The 22,342-nt window shown below is 69.7% G+C and carries 21 protein-coding genes and 1 pseudogene; 10 read left to right on the top strand and 12 right to left on the bottom strand.

The features are described from left to right. Window positions 1-67: 67 nt before the first annotated feature. From DMC18_RS15955 to DMC18_RS15965, 3 genes are all read right to left on the bottom strand, one after another. Complete coding sequence (locus tag DMC18_RS15955) at window positions 68-463, bottom strand: DoxX family protein (protein ID WP_110122073.1); 396 nt, start codon at window positions 461-463, stop codon at window positions 68-70. Window positions 464-584: 121 nt separating this feature from the next. Then, window positions 585-2,138, bottom strand: coding sequence for an AMP-binding protein (locus DMC18_RS15960; RefSeq protein ID WP_110122072.1), 1,554 nt, complete (start codon window positions 2,136-2,138; stop codon window positions 585-587). Between the two features lie 143 nt (window positions 2,139-2,281). Continuing rightward, a complete protein-coding gene (locus DMC18_RS15965; RefSeq protein WP_110122071.1) occupies window positions 2,282-3,325 on the bottom strand; it encodes an alpha/beta fold hydrolase in 1,044 nt (347 codons plus the stop codon). An 83-nt stretch (window positions 3,326-3,408) separates the two neighbouring features. Here DMC18_RS15965 and lipA point away from each other — a divergent pair, with 83 nt between their 5' ends. After that, window positions 3,409-4,386, top strand: a complete 978-nt coding sequence (lipA, locus tag DMC18_RS15970; protein ID WP_110122070.1) for a lipoyl synthase — start codon at window positions 3,409-3,411, stop codon at window positions 4,384-4,386. Between the two features lie 3 nt (window positions 4,387-4,389). After that, window positions 4,390-4,842 carry a type II toxin-antitoxin system RatA family toxin gene (locus DMC18_RS15975; protein WP_110122069.1) on the top strand — a complete coding sequence of 151 codons (453 nt, stop codon included), beginning with the start codon at window positions 4,390-4,392 and terminating at the stop codon, window positions 4,840-4,842. 7 nt (window positions 4,843-4,849) lie between these two features. Here the strand turns inward: DMC18_RS15975 and DMC18_RS15980 are convergent, their stop codons facing one another. From DMC18_RS15980 to DMC18_RS15995, 4 genes are all read right to left on the bottom strand, one after another. Next, entirely contained in the window at window positions 4,850-5,320 is a 471-nt protein-coding gene (locus DMC18_RS15980) for a cupin domain-containing protein (RefSeq protein ID WP_158285922.1), read from the bottom strand. A gap of 78 nt (window positions 5,321-5,398) precedes the next feature. After that, window positions 5,399-6,514 (bottom strand): FUSC family protein, encoded by a 1,116-nt coding sequence (locus DMC18_RS15985; RefSeq protein WP_110122067.1) that lies wholly within the window; start codon window positions 6,512-6,514, stop codon window positions 5,399-5,401. Continuing rightward, window positions 6,514-7,005: a CinA family protein gene (locus tag DMC18_RS15990; protein WP_110122066.1), complete on the bottom strand. Its 492-nt coding sequence runs from the start codon at window positions 7,003-7,005 to the stop codon at window positions 6,514-6,516. Before DMC18_RS15990 ends, DMC18_RS15985 begins: the two co-directional genes overlap by 1 nt. A 24-nt stretch (window positions 7,006-7,029) precedes the next feature. Continuing rightward, complete coding sequence (locus tag DMC18_RS15995) at window positions 7,030-8,190, bottom strand: bifunctional 2-C-methyl-D-erythritol 4-phosphate cytidylyltransferase/2-C-methyl-D-erythritol 2,4-cyclodiphosphate synthase (RefSeq protein WP_110122065.1); 1,161 nt, start codon at window positions 8,188-8,190, stop codon at window positions 7,030-7,032. A gap of 100 nt (window positions 8,191-8,290) precedes the next feature. Here DMC18_RS15995 and dusB point away from each other — a divergent pair, with 100 nt between their 5' ends. The 8 genes from dusB to hflX all read left to right on the top strand — a co-directional run bounded on the left by dusB (window position 8,291) and on the right by hflX (window position 18,159). Further along, window positions 8,291-9,298, top strand: a complete 1,008-nt coding sequence (gene dusB / locus DMC18_RS16000) for a tRNA dihydrouridine synthase DusB (RefSeq protein ID WP_110122064.1) — start codon at window positions 8,291-8,293, stop codon at window positions 9,296-9,298. Continuing rightward, window positions 9,295-10,410, top strand: a complete 1,116-nt coding sequence (locus DMC18_RS16005; RefSeq protein WP_110133089.1) for a nitrogen regulation protein NR(II) — start codon at window positions 9,295-9,297, stop codon at window positions 10,408-10,410. The genes dusB and DMC18_RS16005 overlap by 4 nt, the downstream gene beginning before the upstream one ends. Before the next feature lie 4 nt (window positions 10,411-10,414). Beyond that, entirely contained in the window at window positions 10,415-11,836 is a 1,422-nt protein-coding gene (locus DMC18_RS16010) for a sigma 54-interacting transcriptional regulator (RefSeq protein WP_110122062.1), read from the top strand. An 81-nt stretch (window positions 11,837-11,917) separates the two neighbouring features. Then, a complete protein-coding gene (locus tag DMC18_RS16015; protein WP_110122061.1) occupies window positions 11,918-14,161 on the top strand; it encodes a PAS domain-containing sensor histidine kinase in 2,244 nt (747 codons plus the stop codon). Beyond that, window positions 14,158-15,546, top strand: coding sequence for a sigma-54 dependent transcriptional regulator (locus tag DMC18_RS16020; RefSeq protein ID WP_110122060.1), 1,389 nt, complete (start codon window positions 14,158-14,160; stop codon window positions 15,544-15,546). Before DMC18_RS16015 ends, DMC18_RS16020 begins: the two co-directional genes overlap by 4 nt. A gap of 8 nt (window positions 15,547-15,554) precedes the next feature. Further along, window positions 15,555-16,418 (top strand): D-amino-acid transaminase, encoded by an 864-nt coding sequence (locus DMC18_RS16025; protein ID WP_110122059.1) that lies wholly within the window; start codon window positions 15,555-15,557, stop codon window positions 16,416-16,418. A gap of 126 nt (window positions 16,419-16,544) precedes the next feature. Next, complete coding sequence (gene hfq / locus DMC18_RS16030) at window positions 16,545-16,793, top strand: RNA chaperone Hfq (protein ID WP_058348899.1); 249 nt, start codon at window positions 16,545-16,547, stop codon at window positions 16,791-16,793. Window positions 16,794-16,806: 13 nt separating this feature from the next. Further along, a complete protein-coding gene (hflX, locus tag DMC18_RS16035) occupies window positions 16,807-18,159 on the top strand; it encodes a GTPase HflX (protein ID WP_110122058.1) in 1,353 nt (450 codons plus the stop codon). A 65-nt stretch (window positions 18,160-18,224) separates the two neighbouring features. On the opposite strand, the pseudogene DMC18_RS26995 reads toward hflX, so the two are convergent. The 5 genes and pseudogenes from DMC18_RS26995 to nhaA form a co-directional block, all read right to left on the bottom strand. After that, a pseudogene (locus DMC18_RS26995) lies at window positions 18,225-18,296 on the bottom strand (hypothetical protein); the annotation flags it as partial. Window positions 18,297-18,311: 15 nt separating this feature from the next. Continuing rightward, window positions 18,312-19,148 (bottom strand): nucleoside triphosphate pyrophosphohydrolase, encoded by an 837-nt coding sequence (mazG, locus tag DMC18_RS16040; RefSeq protein WP_110122057.1) that lies wholly within the window; start codon window positions 19,146-19,148, stop codon window positions 18,312-18,314. Then, the gene (locus tag DMC18_RS16045) at window positions 19,102-20,505 is read right to left on the bottom strand and encodes an MFS transporter (RefSeq protein WP_110122056.1); all 1,404 of its coding nucleotides are present in this window, start codon (window positions 20,503-20,505) and stop codon (window positions 19,102-19,104) included. Before DMC18_RS16045 ends, mazG begins: the two co-directional genes overlap by 47 nt. Before the next feature lie 88 nt (window positions 20,506-20,593). After that, the gene (locus DMC18_RS16050) at window positions 20,594-21,133 is read right to left on the bottom strand and encodes a hypothetical protein (protein WP_233245385.1); all 540 of its coding nucleotides are present in this window, start codon (window positions 21,131-21,133) and stop codon (window positions 20,594-20,596) included. Continuing rightward, window positions 21,130-22,302 (bottom strand): Na+/H+ antiporter NhaA, encoded by a 1,173-nt coding sequence (nhaA, locus tag DMC18_RS16055; protein WP_110122054.1) that lies wholly within the window; start codon window positions 22,300-22,302, stop codon window positions 21,130-21,132. Before nhaA ends, DMC18_RS16050 begins: the two co-directional genes overlap by 4 nt. Window positions 22,303-22,342 lie beyond the last annotated feature (40 nt).

Raw genomic sequence — 22,342 nt, forward strand, 5'->3', positions numbered from 1 at the left:
GGAGCAATCACATCCCCCTCCGTCGGCTTCGCCGACACCTCCCCCTTCAGGGGGAGGGTCCAGGAACCTAAGGCCGCTTGCGCACCTGCGCATCCACGCTCCATTCCCCCGGCCCGGCGAACACCAGGTAGAGGAAGATGAAGCTGAACAGGATCGCGGCCTCGCCGCCGTTCAGCGCCGGCCAGAAGCCCTGGCTGAAGTGGGCCAGGAAATAGGCCACGGCCATCTGGCCCGACAGCAGGAACGCCACCGGCCGGGTGAACAGGCCCAGCACCAGCAGGCCGCCGCCCACGACCTCCAGCACGGCCGCGGCCAGCAGCAGCGGCGGCAGGGGATCGGGCGCGCCGGGCTGGGCGGCCGGGAAGTGGAAGAGCTTCATCAGGCCGTGCTCCATGAAGAGCAGGGCGGCGATGATGCGCAGCAGGCTCAGCACCCGCGGGGCCCAGACGTACAGTCGTTCCAAGGATCTCTCCCGTTTCCGTCGTTTCGGTTCACGCAGTCGACCGCCGCCAGAAGGCGACGGCCGCAAGCTCTACTGAAACGCCCGGGGAGGGGCGAAAGTTCGTCGGTCCGTAGGCGGGCCGTCAGGCGGCCTGGCTGTCGGTCTCGGCCATGCGCTGGATGGCGACATAGTCGGTCTTGCCGCTGCCCAGCACGGGCACCTGGGTGACCTTCAGGATCTTGCGCGGCACGGCCAGTTCCGGCGCGCCGATGGCTTGGGCGTGAGCCACCAGCGGCGCGGCCGTTGCGGTCTGGCAGTCTGTGACCAGAACCAGCTTCTCGCCCTTCTTCTTGTCGGGCATCGAGATCACGGCGTGACGGCCGTTGGGCCACACGGCCACGGCCAGGTCCTCGGCCGCGGTCAGCGACACCATCTCGCCGCCGATCTTGGCGAAGCGCTTCACCCGGCCCTTGATGGTGATCCAGTCGTCGTCGGTCATGGTGACCACGTCGCCGGTGTCGTGCCAGCCGCCCTCGGGGGCGTCCAGGCCGCCGTCCTCGCGCAGATAGCCCGACATGATGTTGGGACCGCGCACGTAGAAGCGGCCGCCCTCGGCGATGCCCTCGACCGGTTCCAGACGGGTCTCGATGCCGGGCAGCAGGCCGCCCACCGTACCGGCGCGGTTGTCGGTCGGCTTGTTGACCGCGATGACCGGCGAGGCCTCGGTCGCGCCGTAGCCTTCCAGCACCGGCACGTCGCCGAAGCGCTCCTTGATCAGGGCGTGGGTCTCGTCGCGCACCTTCTCGGCGCCGCAGACGATGAACTGCAGACCGCCCAGTTCGTCGGTCTCGGAGGCCCGGGCGTACTGGTTGACGAAGGTGTCGGTGGCCAGCAGCAGCGAGGCCTTGCTGTCCTTGATCAGCGGCGGGATCTGCTTGGTGTGCAGCGGCGAGGGATACTCGAACGCCTTCATGCCCTGCAGCAGCGGCAGGATCACGCCGGCGGTCAGGCCAAAGCAGTGGAACACCGGCAGCGGGTTGAACATCACCCAGGCCGGATCCAGCGGAATATGGGCGGCGATCTGGGCGGCGTTGGAGACCAGGTTGGCCTGGCTAAGCACCACGCCGCGCGGCGCGCCGAAGCTGCCTGAGGTGAACAGCACCACGCCCTTGTCCGACGGCTTGGCCGGGCTGCGGAACTGGCGCGGGAAGGCGCCGGCCGCGGCCGCGAACAGCTTGTCGCCCAGGCCGATCGTCTTGCGGACGTCTTCCAGGTAGACGACCTTGGCCAGGTCGTCGATCGCATCGACCACGTCGTGCAGCTTGCCCAGTTCGATGAACTTGTGGGCGGTCAGCACGTGCTGGACGTTGGCCAGCTTCACCGCGGCCTTGATGTTCCGCAGGCCCGCCGTGAAGTTCAGCATGGTCGGCACGCGGCCGAAGGCGTGCAGGGCGAAGAACACCACGACCGCGCCCACGCCCGAGGGCAGCAGCACGCCGACATGCTCGCCGGGCTTGGTCATGGCCGCGATCTTGCGGCCCAGGGCGAAGCTCGCCCGGATCAGGTCGGTGTAGCTCAGAGGGTTGCGGTCCTGGTCCTCCAGGATCGGCTTCTTGGCTCCGAACTTGTCCTTGGCGTCGATCAGGGCGTCGAAGAGCGCCTTTTGGCCGTCTTCGGCTTTAAAAACTACCGGCATGCCGGCGAAACCTCCCACAAAGGCGCGAGTTCCGCCCTCGTTCGATTGAGCAGGGAGCGTAGCGATCCCGGCGGGGTTTGCAAAGATCGGTCACGTTTCGTGATCGAACCCCGTTCTTCAGGTGGGGTGAAAACCCTTGCCGCTCAAGGTCTGGCGGTCGAACGGCGGCCGGCGCCGCGCACGGTCTGGATCACGGCCTCCAGCCAGGGCCCCCGCACCGAATCCCGCTCCAGGTGCAGCGCATGGCGCCCGCCCGGCAAGCGGGTTTCGCGGCAGTCGGCCAGGGCCTTGCAGACACTGGCCTGGGCCGAAGAGGGCGTCACCTTATCGGCGTCGCCGGCCAGCAGCAGGGTGGGAATCTTCACCCCGCCAAGGTCGTGGGCGGCAGCGTCGAGCACGTCGTAATAGGCCGCGTAGAAGCCAAGGCTCGGCGCGCCCATCCGCAGATCCGGATTGGCCGTCTGCCAGGCGTGGTTGACCGCGCCGCGCACCGGATCGCCGGTCAGGCCCTGGGCCTTGTCGTCGGGACCGTCGCGCCGCCAGTCCTGCGCCGTCGGCCAGGCCAGGAACGACAGCCGGGCCTGGCGCGCCAGCCGGGCGGTCTTGATCAGCTGGGCCTTGGGGGCGGGCAGGGCGTTCAGGTCGAAGGTCGGCGCCGACAGGACAAGGGCGTCGGCCATCAGACCTTCCTCGGCCGCGCGCAGGGCCACCAGCCCGCCCTGGCCCTGGCCCAGCACCGTCAACGGCAGACGGCCATCGGGGCGGATCACCGCCTTGACCATCGCCTTGGTCGCCGTGACGTCCGGGGCGTAGCTGAGCACGTGGCCGCGCTCGCGCTTGCCCGCCAGGCGCTCGGAGCCGCCCTGTCCCTGGCGCTCCAGGATCCACACCACCACGCCCTTGGCGTTGAGGTCATTGGCGGTCTCGAACCAGGTCTCGGCGCTCTCGCCATAGTCGGTCAGGATCAGGATCTGGCTGGTCGGCGCGCCGTGCGGGGCCGAGACGCCGTAGCGCTGCACCGCGTCGTCGCCGACCTGGACATAACCCCACGCCCAGCCGTTCGGCGGCAGGAAACGGCGCTCCAGGCCCGGCGGGGTCCGGCTGTCGGCGAAAGGCGCGCGGGATCCTTGCTCGCCGCAGGCGAAAAGGGGCAGGGCGAGCAGCAGGACGAGCACATGGCGAAGCATATAGGCCACTCATTTCGCGCCTTTGCGCCGCATGCAAGATCGAGAGCTTGATCCGGAGGCCAAGAAGGCCGATCTAGGCCCACATGGTCACGTTGATCGATACGCTGAAGGCTCGCGGTCCCGAGGAACGCGCCGTCCGCCACCCCGAAAAGCAGAATCGCCCGGATACGCCGGTCCTGCGCAAACCCGATTGGCTGCGCGTCCGCGCGCCCGGTTCGGGCCAGTACAACGAGACCAAGGGCATCGTGCGCGAGCACAAGCTGACCACGGTCTGCGAAGAGGCGGCCTGCCCGAACATCGGCGAGTGCTGGAGCCAGAAGCACGCGACCATGATGATCATGGGCGAGATCTGCACCCGCGCCTGCGCCTTCTGCAACGTCACCACCGGCCTGCCGACCCAGCTGGATCCCGACGAGCCGCGCCGCGTGGCCGAAGCCGTCGCCAAGATGGGCCTCAAGCACGTCGTGATCACCTCGGTCGACCGCGACGACCTGATCGACGGCGGCGCCCGCCACTTCGCCGAGGTCGTCACCTCGATCCGGGCCGCCGCGCCGGGCACGACCATCGAGATCCTGACCCCCGACTTCCTGCGCAAGGAGCGGGCCGAGAACGTGGTCATCGACGCCCGTCCGGACGTCTTCAACCACAACCTCGAAACCGTGCCGCGGCTCTATCTGAAGATCCGACCGGGCGCGCGCTACTATCACTCCCTGCGCCTGCTCGACCGGGTCAAGGAGCGCGATCCCTCCCAGTTCACCAAGTCCGGCCTGATGGTCGGCCTGGGCGAGACCAAGGAAGAGGTCATGCAGGTGATGGACGACATGCGTTCGGCCGGCGTCGACTTCATCACCATCGGCCAGTACCTGCAGCCGACCCGCAAGCACGCGGCCATCGACCGCTTCGTGACGCCCGAAGAGTTCAAGGCCTATGAGGCGATCGCCCGGGCCAAGGGCTTCCTGATGGTGTCGTCGAGCCCGCTGACCCGCTCGTCGCACCATGCGGGCGAGGACTTCGCCAAGCTGCAGGCGGCCCGCCGGGCCCTAGACGCCAAGGCTCGCTAAGCCTTGCACCGCCACGTCGTCACTCGGGTGCTGCCCTACGCGCCCGAACAGCTCTTCACGCTCGTCGGCGACGTCGAGGCCTATCCGTCGTTCGTGCCGTGGATCACGGCCATGCGCACCTGGAACGCTCACGAGTCGGGCGACGTCTCCAGCCTGGACGCCGAGGCCCAGGTCGGCTTCTCGTTCCTGCGCGAGAAGTTCGCCACCCGCGTCCGCCGCGACAAGGCGGATCTGAGCGTCTCGGTCAGCCTGCTCTACGGGCCGTTCAAGCGGCTGTCGAACCAGTGGCGGTTCTCGCCGCATCCGGACGGGACCACGGTCGACTTCGCCATCGACTTCGCCTTCAAGTCCAAGGTGCTCGACGCCCTGCTGGCGGCCAACATGGACCGGGCGGTCGACAAGCTGATCGCCTGCTTCGAAGCGCGCGCGGCGCAGCTCTATGGGGCGAAGGTCTGAGGCCTGCTCATTTCGGAACGGCGGGCGTCCAGGGCTTGGTGTCCTTCGGGCCGGCCCAGCTGATGAACATCAGGCATTGGTCAGAAAGACAGTCGTCGGCATGGCCCTGTCCGCCCGGCTGGAACCAGTAGCTGCCCGGCCCCAGCGATGTGGCGCTCTCGCGACCGCTCTGCGGCGTCCAGTGCTTCATGACGCCGCTGATCACCGTGAGGCGATAGTCGCTGGTATGGAAGTGAAGCTGGCCTTCGCTGCGCGGCGTCTTCATCAGCATGTCGGACGGACCCGTGGCCGGGTCGCCGCGCAGGACGGCGATCTGCGCCCCGCCGGGGTTCGTCGGCGATACGGGCGCGAACTTGGCGTCCTCGAAGGGAATGATGACCAGCTGTTCGGCGGCGCTGGCGGCGCTCGCGAGCGTGGCGAGCAGGACGGCCAGGCAGCCGGCGCGCAGGGGCATGTTGGACGAAGGCGAGCGCAACATCAGGCGTTTCCTCGATGTGTGACGACCCATCGAAGATAACCGGCGTTATTTCGAATGATGTGCGCTTTGGCGCCGAATCTAGTCTCGCTTCCCCGCCGTCTCCTCGACGCGATCGGCGAAGTCCCCCAGATTCGCGAACAGGTTCTCCACCGCGAACACCAGGCCGAACGTCCGCGCCGCGTCGTCGAAGCCCAGTTCACGCGTCGCCCCGACGTCGCGCATGCCCTCGACCGCATCCTGGAAGGTCTGGTGGCCGGCGGCGAAAGCGATGCGGTCGGGTCGGGCGCTCCCTGACAGGCTCTGGGCCACGCCGCGCAGATAGGCCGACGAGGCCGACAGCATGGCCGCCGTCGGCGGGGCCAGACTGGCCGCGGGCAGGGGCTCGCGCAGGGCCCGGCCGATCATCACGCAGTCGTTGCGCAGTCTCCACAGGGTGCGGGGCAGGGCGTCCGACACCGAGCGGTCGGAAAGCTTGCTGGCCGTCTCGCGGTCGGCCTCGGTCATGGCCGTCTGCAGCTTCGACAGGGCCTTCAGGGTCTCGTCGTAGTGCTCGCGCGCGTCCAGCTCGCTCGGCGCGTCTTCCAGCTTGGCGGCGTAGTGCGACAGCAGGTCGGCCAGCAGGCCGGCCGCCTTCTGGCTGCTCGACACCACCGACTGGTGCGCCCGGGCCGGGAAGATCAGCAGGGTGGCGGCCACGCCCACCAGGCTGCCGACGGTGATCTCGGCCACCCGCAGGAAGGCCGCCGTCAGCGGGTCCATGTGGGTCGTCGTGCCGATCAGCATGATCACGGCGGTGATCGGCGCGACCTTGAAGGCCGGGCGCACGGCGGCGAGGAAGGCCAGAGCCGCGGCCGTGACCGCCAGGATCGGGCCGCCCCATTCGGGGTGGCGGCTGTGCAGCCAGGCCGCCACGGCGCCGCCCGCCGCCCCGACCACCGTGCCCATGAACCGTTCGATCGAGGCGGTGATGGTTGCGCCCAGGCTCGACTGCACGACGATGACGGCCGTGAACACCGCCCAATAGCCCTGCGGCAGGTGCAGCAGCGTGGCCAGGGCGTAGGCGGCGACGACCGCCGCCGACACCCGCACCGCATGCCGCAGCTCGCTCTTGCGCTTGGCCGCCGCGCCCAGGGCCGACCGCGAGAAGCCCGCCCCGACGAACCGCCGCCAGTCGGAGGGCGCGCTGTCGGGCATCAGGCCACGGCCTCGCGCAGCATCTCCAGCGCCGTACGGATCGCCGCCATCTGCACGGCCTCGCGGGTCTCGCCGGCGAAATGCTCATGGCGATGGACGACCGAGCGGTTGGCGCGGGCCACGGCGAAGTGAACGGTGCCGACCGGCTTCATCGGCGTGCCGCCGCCGGGACCGGCGATGCCGGTGATGGCTACGGCCACATGGGCGTTGCTGTTGGCCAGGCCCCCTTCGGCCATCATCCGCGCCACCGGCTCGGACACCGCGCCGTGGTCGGCGATGAGGTCGCCCGGCACGCCCACCATCTCGCTCTTGGCGCGGTTGGTGTAGGTGACGAAGCCGCGCTCGAAGACGTCGGACGCGCCGGAAATGGCGCAGATCGACCCAGCCACCAGCCCGCCGGTGCAGCTTTCGACGGCCGTCAGGCGCAGCTTCTTCTCGCGCGCCTCGTCGATCAGCAGTCGGGCCAGGGTTTCGATCTCGATGGGAAACATGCCGCGACTCCTTTGAGCGTCACTCTAGAGGGGTGTCTCGACCGTAGCCACGGCTTGCGCGGCGAGACCTTCGCCGCGGCCGGTGAAGCCCATCTTCTCGGTGGTGGTCGCCTTCACGCTGACGCGGTCGAGCGGCAGGTCGAGGATCTGCGCCAGGCGGGCCCGCATGGCCTCGCGGTGCGGCTTGATCTTGGGCCGCTCGCAGATCAGCGTCACGTCCACATTGATCAGGCGGCCGCCGCGCCGGCGGACCAGGTCGACGGCGTGGATCAGGAACTTGTCCGAGGCCGCGCCCTTCCACTGCCGGTCGGTCGGCGGGAAGTGGTCGCCGATGTCGCCGTCGCCGATGGCGCCCAGAATCGCGTCGGTCAGGGCGTGCAGCCCGGCGTCGGCGTCGGAGTGGCCGATCAGGGTCTCGTCGTGGGCGATCTCGACGCCGCACAGCCACACCGATTCTCCCGGACCCCAGCGGTGGGCGTCGAAACCCTGGCCGATGCGGGTGATGCGGGCCGCGCCCGCCAGCCGTTCGGCCATGGCGAAGTCCTCCGGATAGGTCAGTTTGGTCAGCAGCGGATCGCCGGCCGAGATGGCGACCTTGCCGCCGTCGGCCTCGACCACCTGGGCGTCGTCGGTAGGCTCGGTCTGTCCGTTCCAGGCGGCGTAGGCGGTCAGCAGGCGGTCGCGGCGAAAGGCCTGCGGGGTCTGGGCGCGCCAAAGGCCGTCGCGCGACGTCGTGGTCGCTCCCGACTCGCCGCCGCGCTTGCCAACGTACTTGAGCGTGTCGGCCACGGGCAGGGCGGGAACCACGCCGTCGGCGGTCTCCAGACCCGCCAGCACGCCGTCCACGACGGCCTTGGTCAGGAAAGGGCGGGCGGCGTCGTGCACCAGCACGGGCTCGTCGACCGGGCGATGGGCGAGGGCGGCCAGGCCCGACTGCACCGACAGCGCCCGCGTGGCGCCGCCCGGCGCGAACCGCCAGCCGTGGAGGCCGGCCAAGGTTTCGCCCAGGATGTCCTGCATGGTGGGATCGGTAACGATTACGAGATCGGCGGCCCCGGCCGCCAGCAAGGCCTCGACCGACCAGCGCAGGACCGGCTTTCCCGCCAGATCCCGCCACTGCTTGGCCTGGCCGGGTCCGGCACGGGTTCCGCTGCCTGCGGCGACGACGACGGCTGAGAAGGTCATGGCCCGTGTCTAACGTTGTCGTCGCGCATGTCCAGCGAACGGAGGGCTTTACTGCGCTGCACAATGTGCCTAAAAACACAGCGGTGGGGATGATCATAAAATGAGCAAGCAGCTCGCAGTCGGCGCCGTCACGGTGCCCGGACGGGTGTGGATTGCGCCTATGACAGGCGTTTCCGACCTTCCGTTCAGAGAAACGGCCACGCGCCTCGGCGCATCATATGTGGCCACCGAAATGGTCGCCTGCGCGGAATTCGCGAAGGGCCGGCCCGACGTCGTCCGCCGCGCGGCCGTCGGCGAAGGCCTGCCGCTGATGGTCGTACAGCTTGTCGGCCGCGATCCGGAGCACATGGCGCACGGCGCCCGCCTGGCGGCTGAAGCCGGGGCCGAGATCATCGACTTGAATTTCGGCTGTCCCGCCAAGGAAGTCACCGCCGGCGCCGCTTCCGGCTCGGCCCTGATGCGCGAGCCGGACCTGGCCGAGGCCCTGGTCGCCGCCGCCGTCGAGGCCGTCGACGTGCCCGTCACCGTCAAGATGCGCCTGGGCTGGGACGACGCCAGCCGCAACGCCCCCGAGATCGCCGCCCGCGCCGAGGCCGTCGGGGCCCGCGCCATCACCGTGCACGGCCGCACCCGCTGCCAGTTCTACAAGGGCGAGGCCGACTGGGCCGCCGTCGCGCCGGTCAAGAACGCCGTCTCCGTGCCCGTCCTGGTCAATGGCGACATCACCGACGCTGACAGCGCTCGCCGCGCTCTGGAGCAATCCGGCGCCGACGGCGTGATGATCGGCCGGGGCGTCTATGGCCGCCCCTGGATCGCTCAGGCCATCGAGGCGGCCCTGGACGGCCGCGACTTCGTCGAGCCCGAGGCCGACGAGCGCCTGGCGATCGTCCTGACCCATTTCCGTCGCAGCCTCGCCTTCTACGGCGACCGCCTGGGCCTGAAGATGTTCCGCAAGCACCTGGCGTCCTACATCGAGGCCGCGCCATGGCCGGAGAGCGCCGAAGCGCGCCGCCAGGCGCGCGCCAGCCTTTGTCGCATCGAGGATCCGGTTGTTCTGGAGGCGGCCCTGGCCGACCTCTGGCTCGCCGGCGGAAGGATCGCCGCATGACCGACCGCGCCCGCGCCATTACCGGTCCCGCGCTGGACGCCCTGAAGGCCGCCGCCTTCGAGCTCAGCCCCGAGCCCGCTCTGGTCGTCGACCGCGACGGCGCCCTGGTGGCCGTCAACGAAGCCGCCGAGGCCCTGTTCGGCCACGGCCTGTCGCTGCTGGCCCGCGGCCGCTTCCGCGCCGCCCTGCCGCCTGGTTCGGTTCTCGTCTCGCTGATGGACCGGGCCGTGTTCGAAGGCGCGCTGGTCCGCGAGCACGGGGTCGAGGTCAATTTGTTCGGCCAGCCGCCATTCGAGGCCGACGGCGCCGCTGCGCCGCTGGGCGACGGTTCGGTGCTGCTGACCCTGCACGTCAAGGGCGCGCTGGGCGGCGAGCGCAGCGCCGACGCCGCCGGCCTGCGCTCGGTCGTGGGCCTGGGCCGCATGCTCGCCCACGAGATCAAGAACCCGCTGGCCGGGATCCGCGGCGCGGCCCAGCTGCTGAAGACCGGCGCCAGCGCCGCCGACCAGCCGCTGGCCCAGCTGATCGTCGACGAGACCGACCGCATCCGCCGCCTGGTGGATCGCATGGAGGCCTTCTCCGACCAGGCCCCGACCCCGCGCGAGGCGGTCAACATCCACCAGGTGCTCGACCGCGTGCGGGCGCTGGTGGTCAACGGCGTCGCCGACGGCCTGCGTTTCCGCGAGCAATACGATCCCTCGCTGCCGCCGGTCTGGGGCGACGAGGACCAGCTGATCCAGATCTTCCTGAACCTGGTGAAGAACGCCTCCGAGGCCGCCCACATGCGCGGCGACGGCCGTGGCGAGCTGATCATCCACACCGCCTGGCGTCCGGGCGTGCGGGTGCGCGGCGCCGACGGCAAGGCCGCTTCCAGCGCGCCGATCGAGATCCGCGTGCAGGACAACGGGCCGGGCGTGCCCCAGAGCCTGCGCGAGCACCTGTTCCAGCCCTTCGTGACCACCAAGGCCAACGGCACCGGCCTCGGCCTGGCCCTGGTCACCAAGCTCGTGACGGCCCACGGCGGCCTGATCGATTTCGAATCCGAGCCCGGCCGCACCGTGTTCCGCGTGCTGCTGCCTGTGGCGCCCGAACCTTCCTTTGGAGACGCGTGAGTAGATGAACGCCGCCAACAAGAAGATTCTGATCGCTGACGACGACTCTTCGGTCCGTCTCGTTCTCAGCCAGGCCTTCACTCGTCTGGGTTACCAAGTCCGGGCCACCGGCAACGCCACCACGCTCTTGAAGTGGGTCAGCGACGGGGAGGGCGATCTCGTCGTCACCGACGTGATGATGCCCGACGAGAACGTCTTCGACGTGCTGCCGCGCATCCGCAAGGAGCGCCCGAAGCTGCCGATCATCGTGATGAGCGCGCAGAACACCCTGCTGACCGCGGTCAACGCCGCCGACGCCGGGGCCTTCGAATACGTCTCCAAGCCCTTCGACCTCGACGACGTCACGGCCGCCGCCCGCCGGGCCCTGTCGCGTCCGGCCGACGCCGAGGCCTCCAAGGCCCAGGCCCGCGCCATGCGCGACGAGCGCCTGCCGCTGATCGGCCGCTCGGCGCCGATGCAGGAGGTCTATCGCACCATCGCCCGCCTGGTCGGGGCCGACCTCACCGTCCTGATCCTCGGCGAAAGCGGCACCGGCAAGGAGCTGGTCGCCCGCGCCCTGCACGACCTGGGTCGCCGCCGCGACGGCAAGTTCGTGGTCCTGAACCTGGCCGCCGTGCCGCGCGAGCGGGTCGAGACCGAGCTGTTCGGCCGCGGGGAGGGCGACCTCGGCCGCCTCGTGGAAGCCGACGGCGGCACCCTGTTCCTCGACGAGATCGGCGACATGCCGCTCGACGCCCAGACCCGCCTGCTGCGCGTGATCGACGGCACCGAGCCGGTCGTGAACCCCAAGACCGGCCGTCGCCCCAACGTCCGCATCATCGCGGCCACCAATCGCGACCTGCGCGGCCTGATCCAGCAGGGCCTGTTCCGCGAAGACCTGTTCTTCCGTCTCAACGTCGCCCCGGTGCGCCTGCCGCCGCTGCGCGACCGTTCGGAGGACATCCCGGATCTGGCCCGCACCTTCCTGCTGCGCGCCAACCGCGAAGGCCTGCCGGCCAAGACCATCGACCAGAGCGCGCTCGACCGCATGAAGAGCCACTCGTGGCCCGGTAATGTGCGCGAGCTGGAGAACCTGATCCGGCGGATGTGCGCCCTCTACGCCGAGGAGCTGATCACCGCCCGCATCGTCGATCGCGAGCTGCAGGACCATTCACCCGCGCCCCGCGCCGACGAAGGCCCGGTCACGCTTGCGGCCCTGGTCGAGCGCCACCTGGCCTCGCACTTCGCCGAGCAGCCCGACGGGGTTCCCGCAGCCGGTCTCTACGACCGGGTGCTGCAGGAGGTCGAGCGTCCGCTGATCCAGCTGACCCTGTCGGCCACGCGCGGTAACCAGGTGCGGGCGGCCGAAATCCTCGGCCTGAACCGCAACACGCTGCGCAAGAAGATCCAGGATCTGGGCGTCGAGATGAGCCGCGGCCGCCGTTAGGCGACCAGCGGAATTTGCGCTGACGCTTTTTCAGCACATGGGTGTTGAGTTTGGGGCACACCCCGCCCTAAACTCAACCCGATGTCGTCGATCCCGTCAGTTTCGGAATCGGAAGACCGCCCGCGCCGCTTCAGCCGGCTCTGGTGGCGTGAGCTTCTGAGGTCACGCTACGTCCTCGGCGGCGGCTACGCCCTGGCGGCCGTACTCACGGCCACCGGCGTGGGCCTGGCCTCGTCGCCGCCGACCACCGGACCGATCGGACCGGCCAGCACCGTGATCCTGGTGGTGCTGGGCTTCAACCTCGCCCTCATCCTCTGCATCGCCGCCATTGTCGGCTGGCGGCTGCTCGACCTGATCGACGCCCGTTCCAGCGACGCCGGCGCGCGCCTGCACCTGCGCTTCGTCGGCCTGTTCTCGGTGGCGGCCGTGGCCCCCGCCGTGATCGTGGCCCTGTTCTTCGGGGTTCTGGTCAACCGGGGCGTCGACGGCTGGTTCAGCAAGCGGGTGACGACCGTGGTCGAGAACTCGGCCACCGTGGCGCGCTCCTATGTCTCCGAGCAGACGGCCTATATCAGCCAGCACATGGGCCCGATGGCCGGCATGCTGAACACCGCCGCCCCGGCCATGGCCGAGTCGCCGGTCGCCTTCGGCCACTTCCTGAAGAACCTCGCCGACGACAACGGCTTCTCGGCCGCCTACGTGCTCGACCGCGACGGCCGCATCCTGGCCCGAGCCGAGGCCGAGAACGCCCCGCCGTTCCTGGCCCCGCCGCCCTCCAGCTTCCGCTGGACCGACACAGGCGAGATAACCTCGCAGCGCTTCGTGTCCGAAGACCTGTTCCGCGCGCTCTACAAGCTCAAGGGCTTCGAGGACGGCTACCTCTATATCGCCCGGCCGATCGACAAGGGCATCCTGGCCCACCTGATCGAGTCCGAGGAGTCGCTGATCTCCTATCGCGACGCCGCCGAGAACCGGGCCCGCATCCAGGCGATCTTCGGCCTGAGCTACGCCGAGACGGCCCTCTTGGTGCTGGTCGCCGCCGTCTGGGTGGGCATCGCCGCCGCCAACTCGATCGCCGCGCCCGTCTCCGGCCTCGTCCAGGCGGCCGGCCGCGTCTCGGCCGGCGATCTGGACGCGCGGGTCGATGTCGAGCTCGGTCCCGAGGAGATCCGGGCCCTGTCCAACGCCTTCAACATGATGACGGCCGATCTTCAGGCCCAGCAGGCCGCCCTGAAGGCCGCCAGCCTCGACGCCGAGTCCCGCCGCCAGTTCATCGAGACCGTGCTGTCGGGCGTCAGCGCCGGGGTCATCAGCCTGGACGGCGCAGGCAGGATCTCGGCCCTGAACCGCCGCGCCGGCGCCCTGCTGGCGCTCGACGACGAGGCCGTGGGCCAGGACCTCGTCGAGGCCGCCCCCGAGTTCGCCGAGGTGCTGGAAGAGATCAGCCAGGGCCGCCCCAACGCCGAGGTCGAGATCGACGTCGTGCGCGGCGGCGAGACCCTGCGCCTGCGCGTCCGCGCCGCCGGCCACGCCGCCGAGGGCCAGGTCCTGACCTTCGACGACGTCACCCGCCTGATGGCCGCCCAGCGCAACGCCGCCTGGAAGGACGTCGCCCGCCGCATCGCCCACGAGATCAAGAACCCGCTGACCCCGATCCAGCTGTCGGCCGAGCGCATCCGCCGCAAGTACCGCAAGGACATCACCGGCGATCTCGAGACCTTCGACCGCTGCACCGACACCATCATCCGCCAGGTCGGCGACATCGGCCGGATGGTCGACGAGTTCTCGGCCTTCGCCCGCATGCCCGCGCCGCGCTTCGCGCCGGCCGACGTGGCCGAGCTGCTGCGGGCCGGCGTCTTCGCCCAGCGGGTGGTCGACGTCGAGACCGACGTGGTCATCGACGAGCCGGGCGGGGCGGTCTGGGTCAATTGCGACGCGCGCATGATCGGCCAGGCCCTGACCAACATCCTGAAGAACGCCGGCGAGGCCGTGGGCGCGCGTCGCCACGCGACGCCCGAGCCGCGCGGCCACATCGACGCGACCCTGGTCTCCGACGACGAGAACCTGTGCATCGTCGTCGAGGACAACGGCGTCGGCCTGCCCGCCAAGGACCGCGACCGGCTGGCCGAGCCCTATGTGACCACCCGCGAGAAGGGCACGGGCCTTGGCCTGGCCATCGTCAAGCGGATCATGGAGGACCACGGCGGCGAGCTGGTCCTCACCGACGCGCACGGCCACGCCGGCGCGCGCGTCGTCCTGAAGTTCCCGGCGTCGGCGCGGCTCGCCGCCGCGCCTTCCGTCCACGGCGTAGAGGAGATGACATGAGCGCCGACGTGCTGGTGGTCGACGATGAAGTCGACATCCGCGATCTGGTGGCCGGGATCCTGGAGGACGAAGGCTACGCCGTTCGCACGGCCGCCGATTCCGACCAGGCCCTGGCGGCCATCCGCGCCCGCAAGCCGGCCCTGCTGATCCTCGATATCTGGATGCAGGGCGGCGGCATGGACGGTCTAGAGCTGCTCGACATGATCAAGACGCTCGACGCCGACCTGCCGGTGATCATGATCTCGGGCCACGGCAACATCGAGACCGCCGTCAGCGCCATCAAGCGCGGCGCCTACGAGTTCCTGGAGAAGCCGTTCAAGTCCGACCGGCTGCTGCTGGTCGTCGAGCGCGCCCTGGAGGCGACCAACCTCAAGCGCGAGAACCGCCGCCTGCGGGCCCAGAGCTTCGCCTCCGACGGCCTGATGGGCAAGTCGCAGGCCGCCCAGGCGCTGCGCCAGATGATCGCCAAGGTCGCGCCGGCCAACAGCCGCGTGCTGGTCGCGGGCCCCCCCGGCTCTGGCAAGGAGCTGGTCGCCCGCCTGATCCACAGCGCCAGCGCCCGCACCAAGGCCGAGTTCGTCGCCGTCAGCTCGGCCGGCATGGCCCCCGAGCGCCTCGACGTCGAACTGTTCGGCGAGGAGGGCGAGAACGGTCGTCCGCGCAAGATCGGCGTGTTCGAGCGCGCCCACGGCGGCACCCTCTATCTCGACGAAGTGGCCGACATGCCGCGCGAGACCCAGAGCCGCATCCTGCGGGTGCTGGTCGAGCAGCGCTTCCGCCGCGTCGGCGGCGACAACGACGTGCAGGTCGACGTTCGCGTGATCTCGTCCACCTCGCGCGACCTGCGCGAGGAGATCGCCGCCGGTCGCTTCCGCGAGGACCTGTTCCACCGCCTCAACGTTGTGCCCGTGCGCGTGCCCGGCCTGGCCGAGCGGCGCGAGGACATCCCCGAACTGATCAGCTATTTCGTCGAGCGGATCTCCGAGGCCACCGGCATGCAGCGCCGCCGCCTCGGCGAGGACGCCCTGGCCACCCTTCAGGTCCAGGCGTGGCCGGGCAACGTCCGCCAGCTGCGCAACAACGTCGAGCGGATGCTGATCCTGGCGGCCGGCGAGCCCGGCGACCTGATCACCGCCGACATGCTGAACGCCGCCGACCAGCCCTCCAGCGGCGGTTCGGGCGCGATCGGCGCCGAGCGGATCATCGCCCTGCCGCTGCGCGAGGCCCGCGAACTGTTCGAGCGCGAATATCTCAACGCCCAGATCCTGCGGTTCGGCGGCAACATCTCGCGCACGGCCAACTTCATCGGCATGGAGCGCTCGGCCCTGCACCGCAAGCTGAAGTCCCTGGGCGTGGCCGGCGGCCGCGGCGAGGAAGAAGAGTAAGGACCACCATGTCGCGTTTCGCTTACGTCAACGGCCGCTTCGTGCGTCACGGCCAGGCCGCCGTGCACATCGAGGACCGCGGCTACCAGCTGGCCGACGGGGTCTATGAGGTCTGGGCGGTGTTCGACGGCAAGCTGGCCGACGCCGCCGGCCACTTCGCCCGCCTGTGGCGCAGCCTCGACGAACTGCGCATCGCCCATCCGATGAGCGAGGCGGCCCTGACCATCGTGCTGCGCGAAGCCATCCGCCGCAATCAGGTGCGCGAGGGCCTCGTCTACCTGCAGGTCACCCGCGGCGTGGCCAAGCGCGACCACGCCTTCCCCAATCCCGAGGTGCCTCCGGCCGTGGTGATCACCGCCCGTTCGGTCGATCGCGCCGCCGCCGAGGCCAAGGCCGCCAAGGGCTCCGGCGTCGTCACCGTGCCCGAGAACCGCTGGGGCCGCTGCGACATCAAGACCATCGGCCTCCTGCCCAACGCCCTGGCCAAGCAGGCCGCCCGCGAGCGCGGCGCCATCGAGGCCTGGTTCGTCGACGACCTGGGCCTGGTCACCGAAGGCGCCTCGTCCAACGCCTGGATCGTCGATGCGGAGGGCCGCCTGCGCACCCGCGACACTCAGGCCAACATCCTGCGCGGCGTCACCCGCCTGACCCTGCTGGACGTCATCGCCGAGACTGGCCTGCCGGTCGAGGAGCGGCCGTTCACCGTGGAAGAGGCCAAGACCGCCCGGGAAGCCTTCATCACCGGCGCCGGCAGCCTGGTCACGCCGATCGTCAGCATCGACGGCGACAAGATCGGGGATGGAACGGTCGGGCCGGTGGCGAGCCGGCTGCGGCGCGCCTATATCGAGCGGGCGAAGGCGGGAGCGATCTAAGCTTCCTCGCCGCCACGCGCGCATTTTTCGCCTAAGGCCATGTCCAACGGCGAAAAATGCTCTAGCATGAACTTGTTTGTGTGGAGGGCGTGTTGCCCTCCGAAATCAACGAGAGGGGAATCCCCAATGTCCGCCGACAAGAAACAAAACCTTCAGGACACCTTCCTGAACAGCGTGCGCAAGTCCAAGACGCCGCTCACCATCTTCCTGGTCAACGGCGTCAAGCTGCAGGGCGTGGTCAGCTGGTTCGACAACTTCTGCGTCCTGCTGCGCCGCGACGGCCAGTCGCAACTGGTCTACAAGCACGCCATCTCGACGATCATGCCGGCTCAGCCCGTTCAGCTGTACGAGCCGAGCGCCGATCAAGACGACTAAGTCCAAGGCTCTTTTGTCAAAATCCACATCTAAGTCCCCCGATGGACTTATCGATCACGCCGACCCGATCCTTAAGGCGTTCGTGATCCACCCGGTGCGGCCTGCTCGTGGGCAGGCCGCTCTCGAGGCGCGCGATCCCAAGGCGCGTCTCGAAGAGGCCGTCGGCCTCGCCGTAGCCCTCGATCTCGACGTCGTCGAAACGGCCATCGCGCCGTTGCGCACCGTCACGCCCGCCACCCTGTTCGGCAGCGGCAAGATCCAGGAATTCAAGGCGATCTGCGAGGTCGAGCACATCGACGTCGCGGTGTTCGACGACCAGCTCACCCCGGTCCAGCAGCGCAATCTCGAGCGCGGCCTGGGGGTCAAGGTCGTCGACCGTACGGGCCTGATCCTGGAGATCTTCGCCCGTCGCGCCCGCACGCGTGAAGGCAAGCTGCAGGTCGAACTGGCGCGGCTCGACTACGAGCGCTCGCGCCTCGTGCGCACTTGGACCCACCTGGAACGCCAGCGTGGCGGCACCGGCAACACCGGCGGCCCCGGCGAAACCCAGATCGAACTCGATCGGCGCCTGATCGCCGGCACGATCGGCAAGCTCAAGCGCGAGCTGGAAGAGGTGCGGCGCACCCGCACCCTGCACCGCAGCGCCCGCAAGAAGGTCCCGTACCCGACCGTGGCGCTGGTGGGCTACACCAACGCCGGCAAGTCGACGCTGTTCAACCGCCTGACCAACGCCGAGGTCGTGGCCCAGGACATGCTGTTCGCCACGCTCGACCCGACCCTGCGGACGGTCAAGCTGCCCGACGGCCGACCGGCCATCCTGTCCGACACGGTGGGCTTCATCTCCGACCTGCCGCACGAGCTGGTCGAGGCCTTCCGCGCCACCCTCGAGGAGGTGCAGGAGGCGGACGTGGTGCTGCACGTCCGCGACGTCGCCAATCCCGACACCGACTCCCAGGCCCGTGACGTCCAGGCGGTGCTGACCGAGCTGAAGGTCACGGCCGACGAGGGCAAGACCGTCGTCGAGGTCTGGAACAAGATCGATCTGGTCGACGGCGAGGAACGCGAGATCCTCGAAGGCCGCGCCAAGCGTTCCGACGCCTCGGCGGTCTCGGCCGTCACCGGCGAGGGCTGCGCCGAGCTGCTCAAGCGGGTCGGCGGTCTGATCGACGACACCCCGCCCATCGCCCTGCGCCTGTCGCCGGCCGACGGCGAGGCCCTGGCCTGGATTTACCGCAATGGCCGCGTGGTCGAGCGCGACGATCGCGAGGACGGCGAAGTGCACCTGGTGGCCCGCATGGACCCTCAGGCGCTGGGCCGCTTCGAGCGCCAGTTCCCCACCGTGTGGGTGATGCCGATCGGGGAGTGATCTCACTCACCCCGACCCTCTAGACCCTCTAAAAGCTCGTCATCCCGGAAAGCCCGCAGGGCTTATCCGGGACCCAGGGGTCGGCGCAGTGCGGCTGCTCCTGGGTCCCGGCTCTCCGCTTCGCTACGGCCGGGATGACGATCTTTAAGGCGCTACTTTCCGGCCTTCTCCGCCGCCTTCGCCGCGTCCCACAGCGCGTCCATCTCCGCCAGGTCCGACTGATCCGGCGTGCGCCCGTCCTTGGCCAGTTCCGCCTCGATGAACGCGAAGCGGCGGGCGAACTTGGCGTTGGTGGCGCGCAGGGCGTCCTCGGGCTCGACGTCGAGCTTGCGGGCCAGGTTGGCGCAGACGAACAGGATGTCGCCCAGCTCCTCGCGGGCCTTGGCCTGGTCGCCGGCGTCGATCTCGACCTGTAGTTCGGCCACTTCCTCAGCCAGCTTGGCCAGCACCTCGTCGGTGGAGGGCCAGTCGAAGCCGACGCGGGCGGCGCGCTTGGTCAGTTTCACCGCGCGGGTCAGGGCGGGCAGGCCGGCCGGCACGTCGTCGAGCACGCCGCCCTTCTTCTTGGCCTTGCGCTCCTGCGCCTTGAGTTCCTCCCAGCCGGCCTTCTGGTCGGCCAGATCGTCATAGGCGTGGTCGCCGAACACGTGCGGGTGCCGGCGGATCATCTTGTCGGAGATCGACTGGGCCACGTCAGCCAGGTCGAACGCGCCCTGTTCCTGCGCCATCCGTGAGTGGAACACCACCTGCAGCAGCAGATCGCCGAGCTCCTCCTTCAGGTCCGACAGGTCGTTCCGCTCGATGGCGTCGGCGACCTCGTAGGCCTCCTCGACCGTGTAGGGGGCGATGGTCGCGAAGGTCTGCTCCACGTCCCACGGGCAGCCGTGGTCGGGATCGCGCAGGCGGGCCATGATCTCCACGAGGGTAAAGAGCGGATGCTCCTCACTCGGCTGCAGAGGACGCGGGGCTGGGGTCGGGGCGGCGGTCATGCGGGCTCGTGTCTGCGGCGGTGGCGGCCTCGGCGGCGTCCCGCGCGTCCAGTTGGGCGCGGATCTCGGCGTGGCGTCTGGCGTCCAGCGGATAGCGCACGATGATCAGGCAGACCAGCACCCCGAGCGCGGCCGGCACGACGGTGTACAGCGCCACCAGGGCCGCATCGCCCTGGGCGCTGGGGACCTTGGGATCGAAGCCGAGCTTTTCCAGCACCAGGAAGACGCCGATGGCCAAAGCGAATCCCAGCTTCACCGTGCCGTTGACGACGGCGTAGAGCAGGCCAGTGCGGTCGACGCCGGTGTTGAGCCGCTCTTCGTCGCCGATGTCGGCCATCATCGAGCGCACCAGCAGCGGCGCGGCCGAATAGGGCAGGCCCGCCAGCACCAGCACCGCCACGCCGAACAGGTTCATGCCCGGGGGCGTCAGGATCGCGGCCATCTGGAAGACGGCGTACATGATCCCGGCGATGGCCAGGGCGGTGTGCTTGCCCAGGGTCTTGGCCAGCCAGGGCCACAGCGGCGCGCCGGCCAGGGCGGCGACGAAATAGATCAGCAGCAGGATCCCGGCCTGGTCTTTTGGGATGCCCTTGATCCGTTCGAAGAAGAAGAAGAACAGCGCCCCGCCGATGCCCGGCGCCAAGCCCATCAGCAGGTCGGCCGCCAGCAGCTTTTGCACGCTCGGGCGCTTGAGCAGGCCCAGGTACTGCTTGAGCCCCGCCTCGTGACGCTGGGGCGGCGCGGCGGGTTCGCCGACGACGGCGCTGGCCAGCAGCGCCGTCAGCGGCGTCAGCACGATGATGAACCAGCCCATGGCCGCGATGCCGGCGGCGTGGTCGCCCTTGAAGGCGAAGGCCACCAGCGGCGGCAGCAGCAGCACCAGGATCATGCCGATCACGTTGCCGGCGCTCCAGAAGCCGTAGATCCGCGAGCGTTGCTGGTAATCCGGCGACAGCACCGCCCCCCAGGCCGTCTGCGCCAGCACCGCCATCGAGTAGCCGACATAGACGACGATCAGCCATGACCACAGGAAGATCGGCCCGATCCCGGGCTTGGCCATGAACAGGGCGTAGGACGCCGCCATCAGCAGCGGGGCGCTGGCGATCAGCCAGGGCCGGAAGCGGCCCCAGCGGGTCCGCGTGCGATCCATCAGGCCGCCCAGGATCGGATCCAGGATGATGTCGGCCAGCCGCACCAGCAGGAAGGCTGTCCCGACGACCGACAGCGAAAGGCCAAGCTCGCTGACGTAATACTCGGGCAGGTAGACCACCAACGGCAGGCCCAGGCCGGCCAGGGGCAGGGTGGGCGAGGCATAGGCCGCCAGGACGGCGTTTGATCGTCGCGGCGCAGCGCTCATGCTTCCTCCCGGCGCATTACGCAGCGCCTCACTGAACGGCGATCAGACGCTGCGTCGAGGCGTCTGGCAAGCGAGGGGACCGGATCCGCTAGTTCTGCGCCAGCTTTCCCTCGCCGATGCGGCGCGCCAGACGGGCGAAGGCGGTTTCGGCGTCGCTCCAGGTGAGGTTGAAGGCCGCCTGGCGGATGTCGTTCTCGTACCAGCTGTAACGGACCGGCGAGCGAACGCCGTCGGCGGCCACGTACTCGCCCGATATCTTCGCGCCGCCCAGACTGAAGCTTTCCAGCGACAGGCCAGGCTTGTCGCCCAATTGCTTGGGCGTCGGGCGGTTGGGCTGGGCGTCGTCGATGATCAGCTTCAGCTGGCCGCCGGCGGGCGAAAGGGCGCCTCGGGCGCTGAGCCGGCGCTCGACCGTCCTTTTCAGGTCCGCCGTGAGGTAATCGAACTCGCGCGCGCCCAGCTTGTCGGCCTTGGCGGCGAGGTCCGGACCGATTGTCACCTCGACGGCGGCGACGATCGGCGCTTGGGCCCACGCGGTCGCGGGCAGGACGGCGGTCGGCGCGGCCAGCAGGGCGGAGGCGAGGAAGGCGCGCAGCATGGCGATGCTCTCGGCTGGACGTCGGCTCATTGTGGACCCGCCGGCGCCCCCGCGCCAGCCTTGCGGGCGCATAGGGCGAAGATCAGCCAGGCCAGCAGGGCCGACGCCACCGAGCCGGCCAGGACCCCGATCTTGGTCTCCTCGCGCAGCAGCTCGGCGTCGAAGGCCAGGTTGTTGATGAACAGGCTCATGGTGAAGCCCACCCCGCACAGCGCCGCTACGCCGTAGAGCTGGCCCCAGTTCACGCCCGACGGCTTGCGCGCCAGTCCCAGCCCGATGGCGGCGGCGCTGAAGGCGAAGACGCCTGCCTGCTTGCCCAGAAAGAGGCCCAGCGCCGCGCCCAGCGTCGCCGGCGCGGCCAGGGCCGAGGCGGAAAGGCCGCCCAGTGCGACGCCGGCGTTGGCGAAGCCGAAGACCGGCACGATCAGATAGGCCACCCACGGATTGAGCCCGTGCTCCAGCTTGTGCAGCGGCGAGCGGGCGTGGTCGGGCGACAGCGGAATGGTCATGGCCAGCAGTACGCCCGCCAGCGTCGCGTGGACCCCCGACTTCAGGAACAGCACCCACAGCACCGCGCCCAGCAGCAGATAGGCCCACAGCGCCGTCACCTTCATCCGGTTCAGCGCGACGAGAGCGGCCAGCACCACGGCCGCCCCGGCCAGCGCCCACAGGGTCAGGTGGTCGGTGTAGAAAAGGGCGATGATCAGGATGGCGCCCAGGTCGTCGATGATCGCCAGGGCCGCCAGGAAGATCTTCAGCGCGCCGGGCACGCGCGGTCCCAGCAGCGACAGCACCCCCAATGCGAAAGCGATGTCGGTCGCCGCCGGGATCGCCCAGCCGGCCCGCACCTCCGGCGCGTCGCGGGCGACCAGCAGATAGATCAGGGCCGGAACGACCATCCCGCCCAGGGCCGCGAAGCCAGGCAGGGCGCGGCGGGGCCAGGTCGAGAGTTCGCCGGCCACGACCTCGCGCTTGATCTCCAGGCCCACCAGGAGGAAGAACACCGCCATCAGCCCGTCATTGACCCAATGCTCGACCGACAGCGGGCCGAGATAGGCGTGCAGGGCGTGGAAATAGCCGTCCGCCAGCGGCGAGTTGGCGACGACCAGCGCCGCCGCGGCCGCGATCATCAGCAGCACCCCGCCGGCGGCTTCGCTGCGCAGGAAGGCGCGCAGGGCGGATACGGCGCGGCGGGGCATGGCGGCTCCTGGTCGGGATTCGTCAGGCGGAGTTTGGCCG

Source organism: Caulobacter sp. D5, from assembly GCF_003185805.1.
In the GTDB taxonomy this organism is placed as follows: domain Bacteria; phylum Pseudomonadota; class Alphaproteobacteria; order Caulobacterales; family Caulobacteraceae; genus Caulobacter.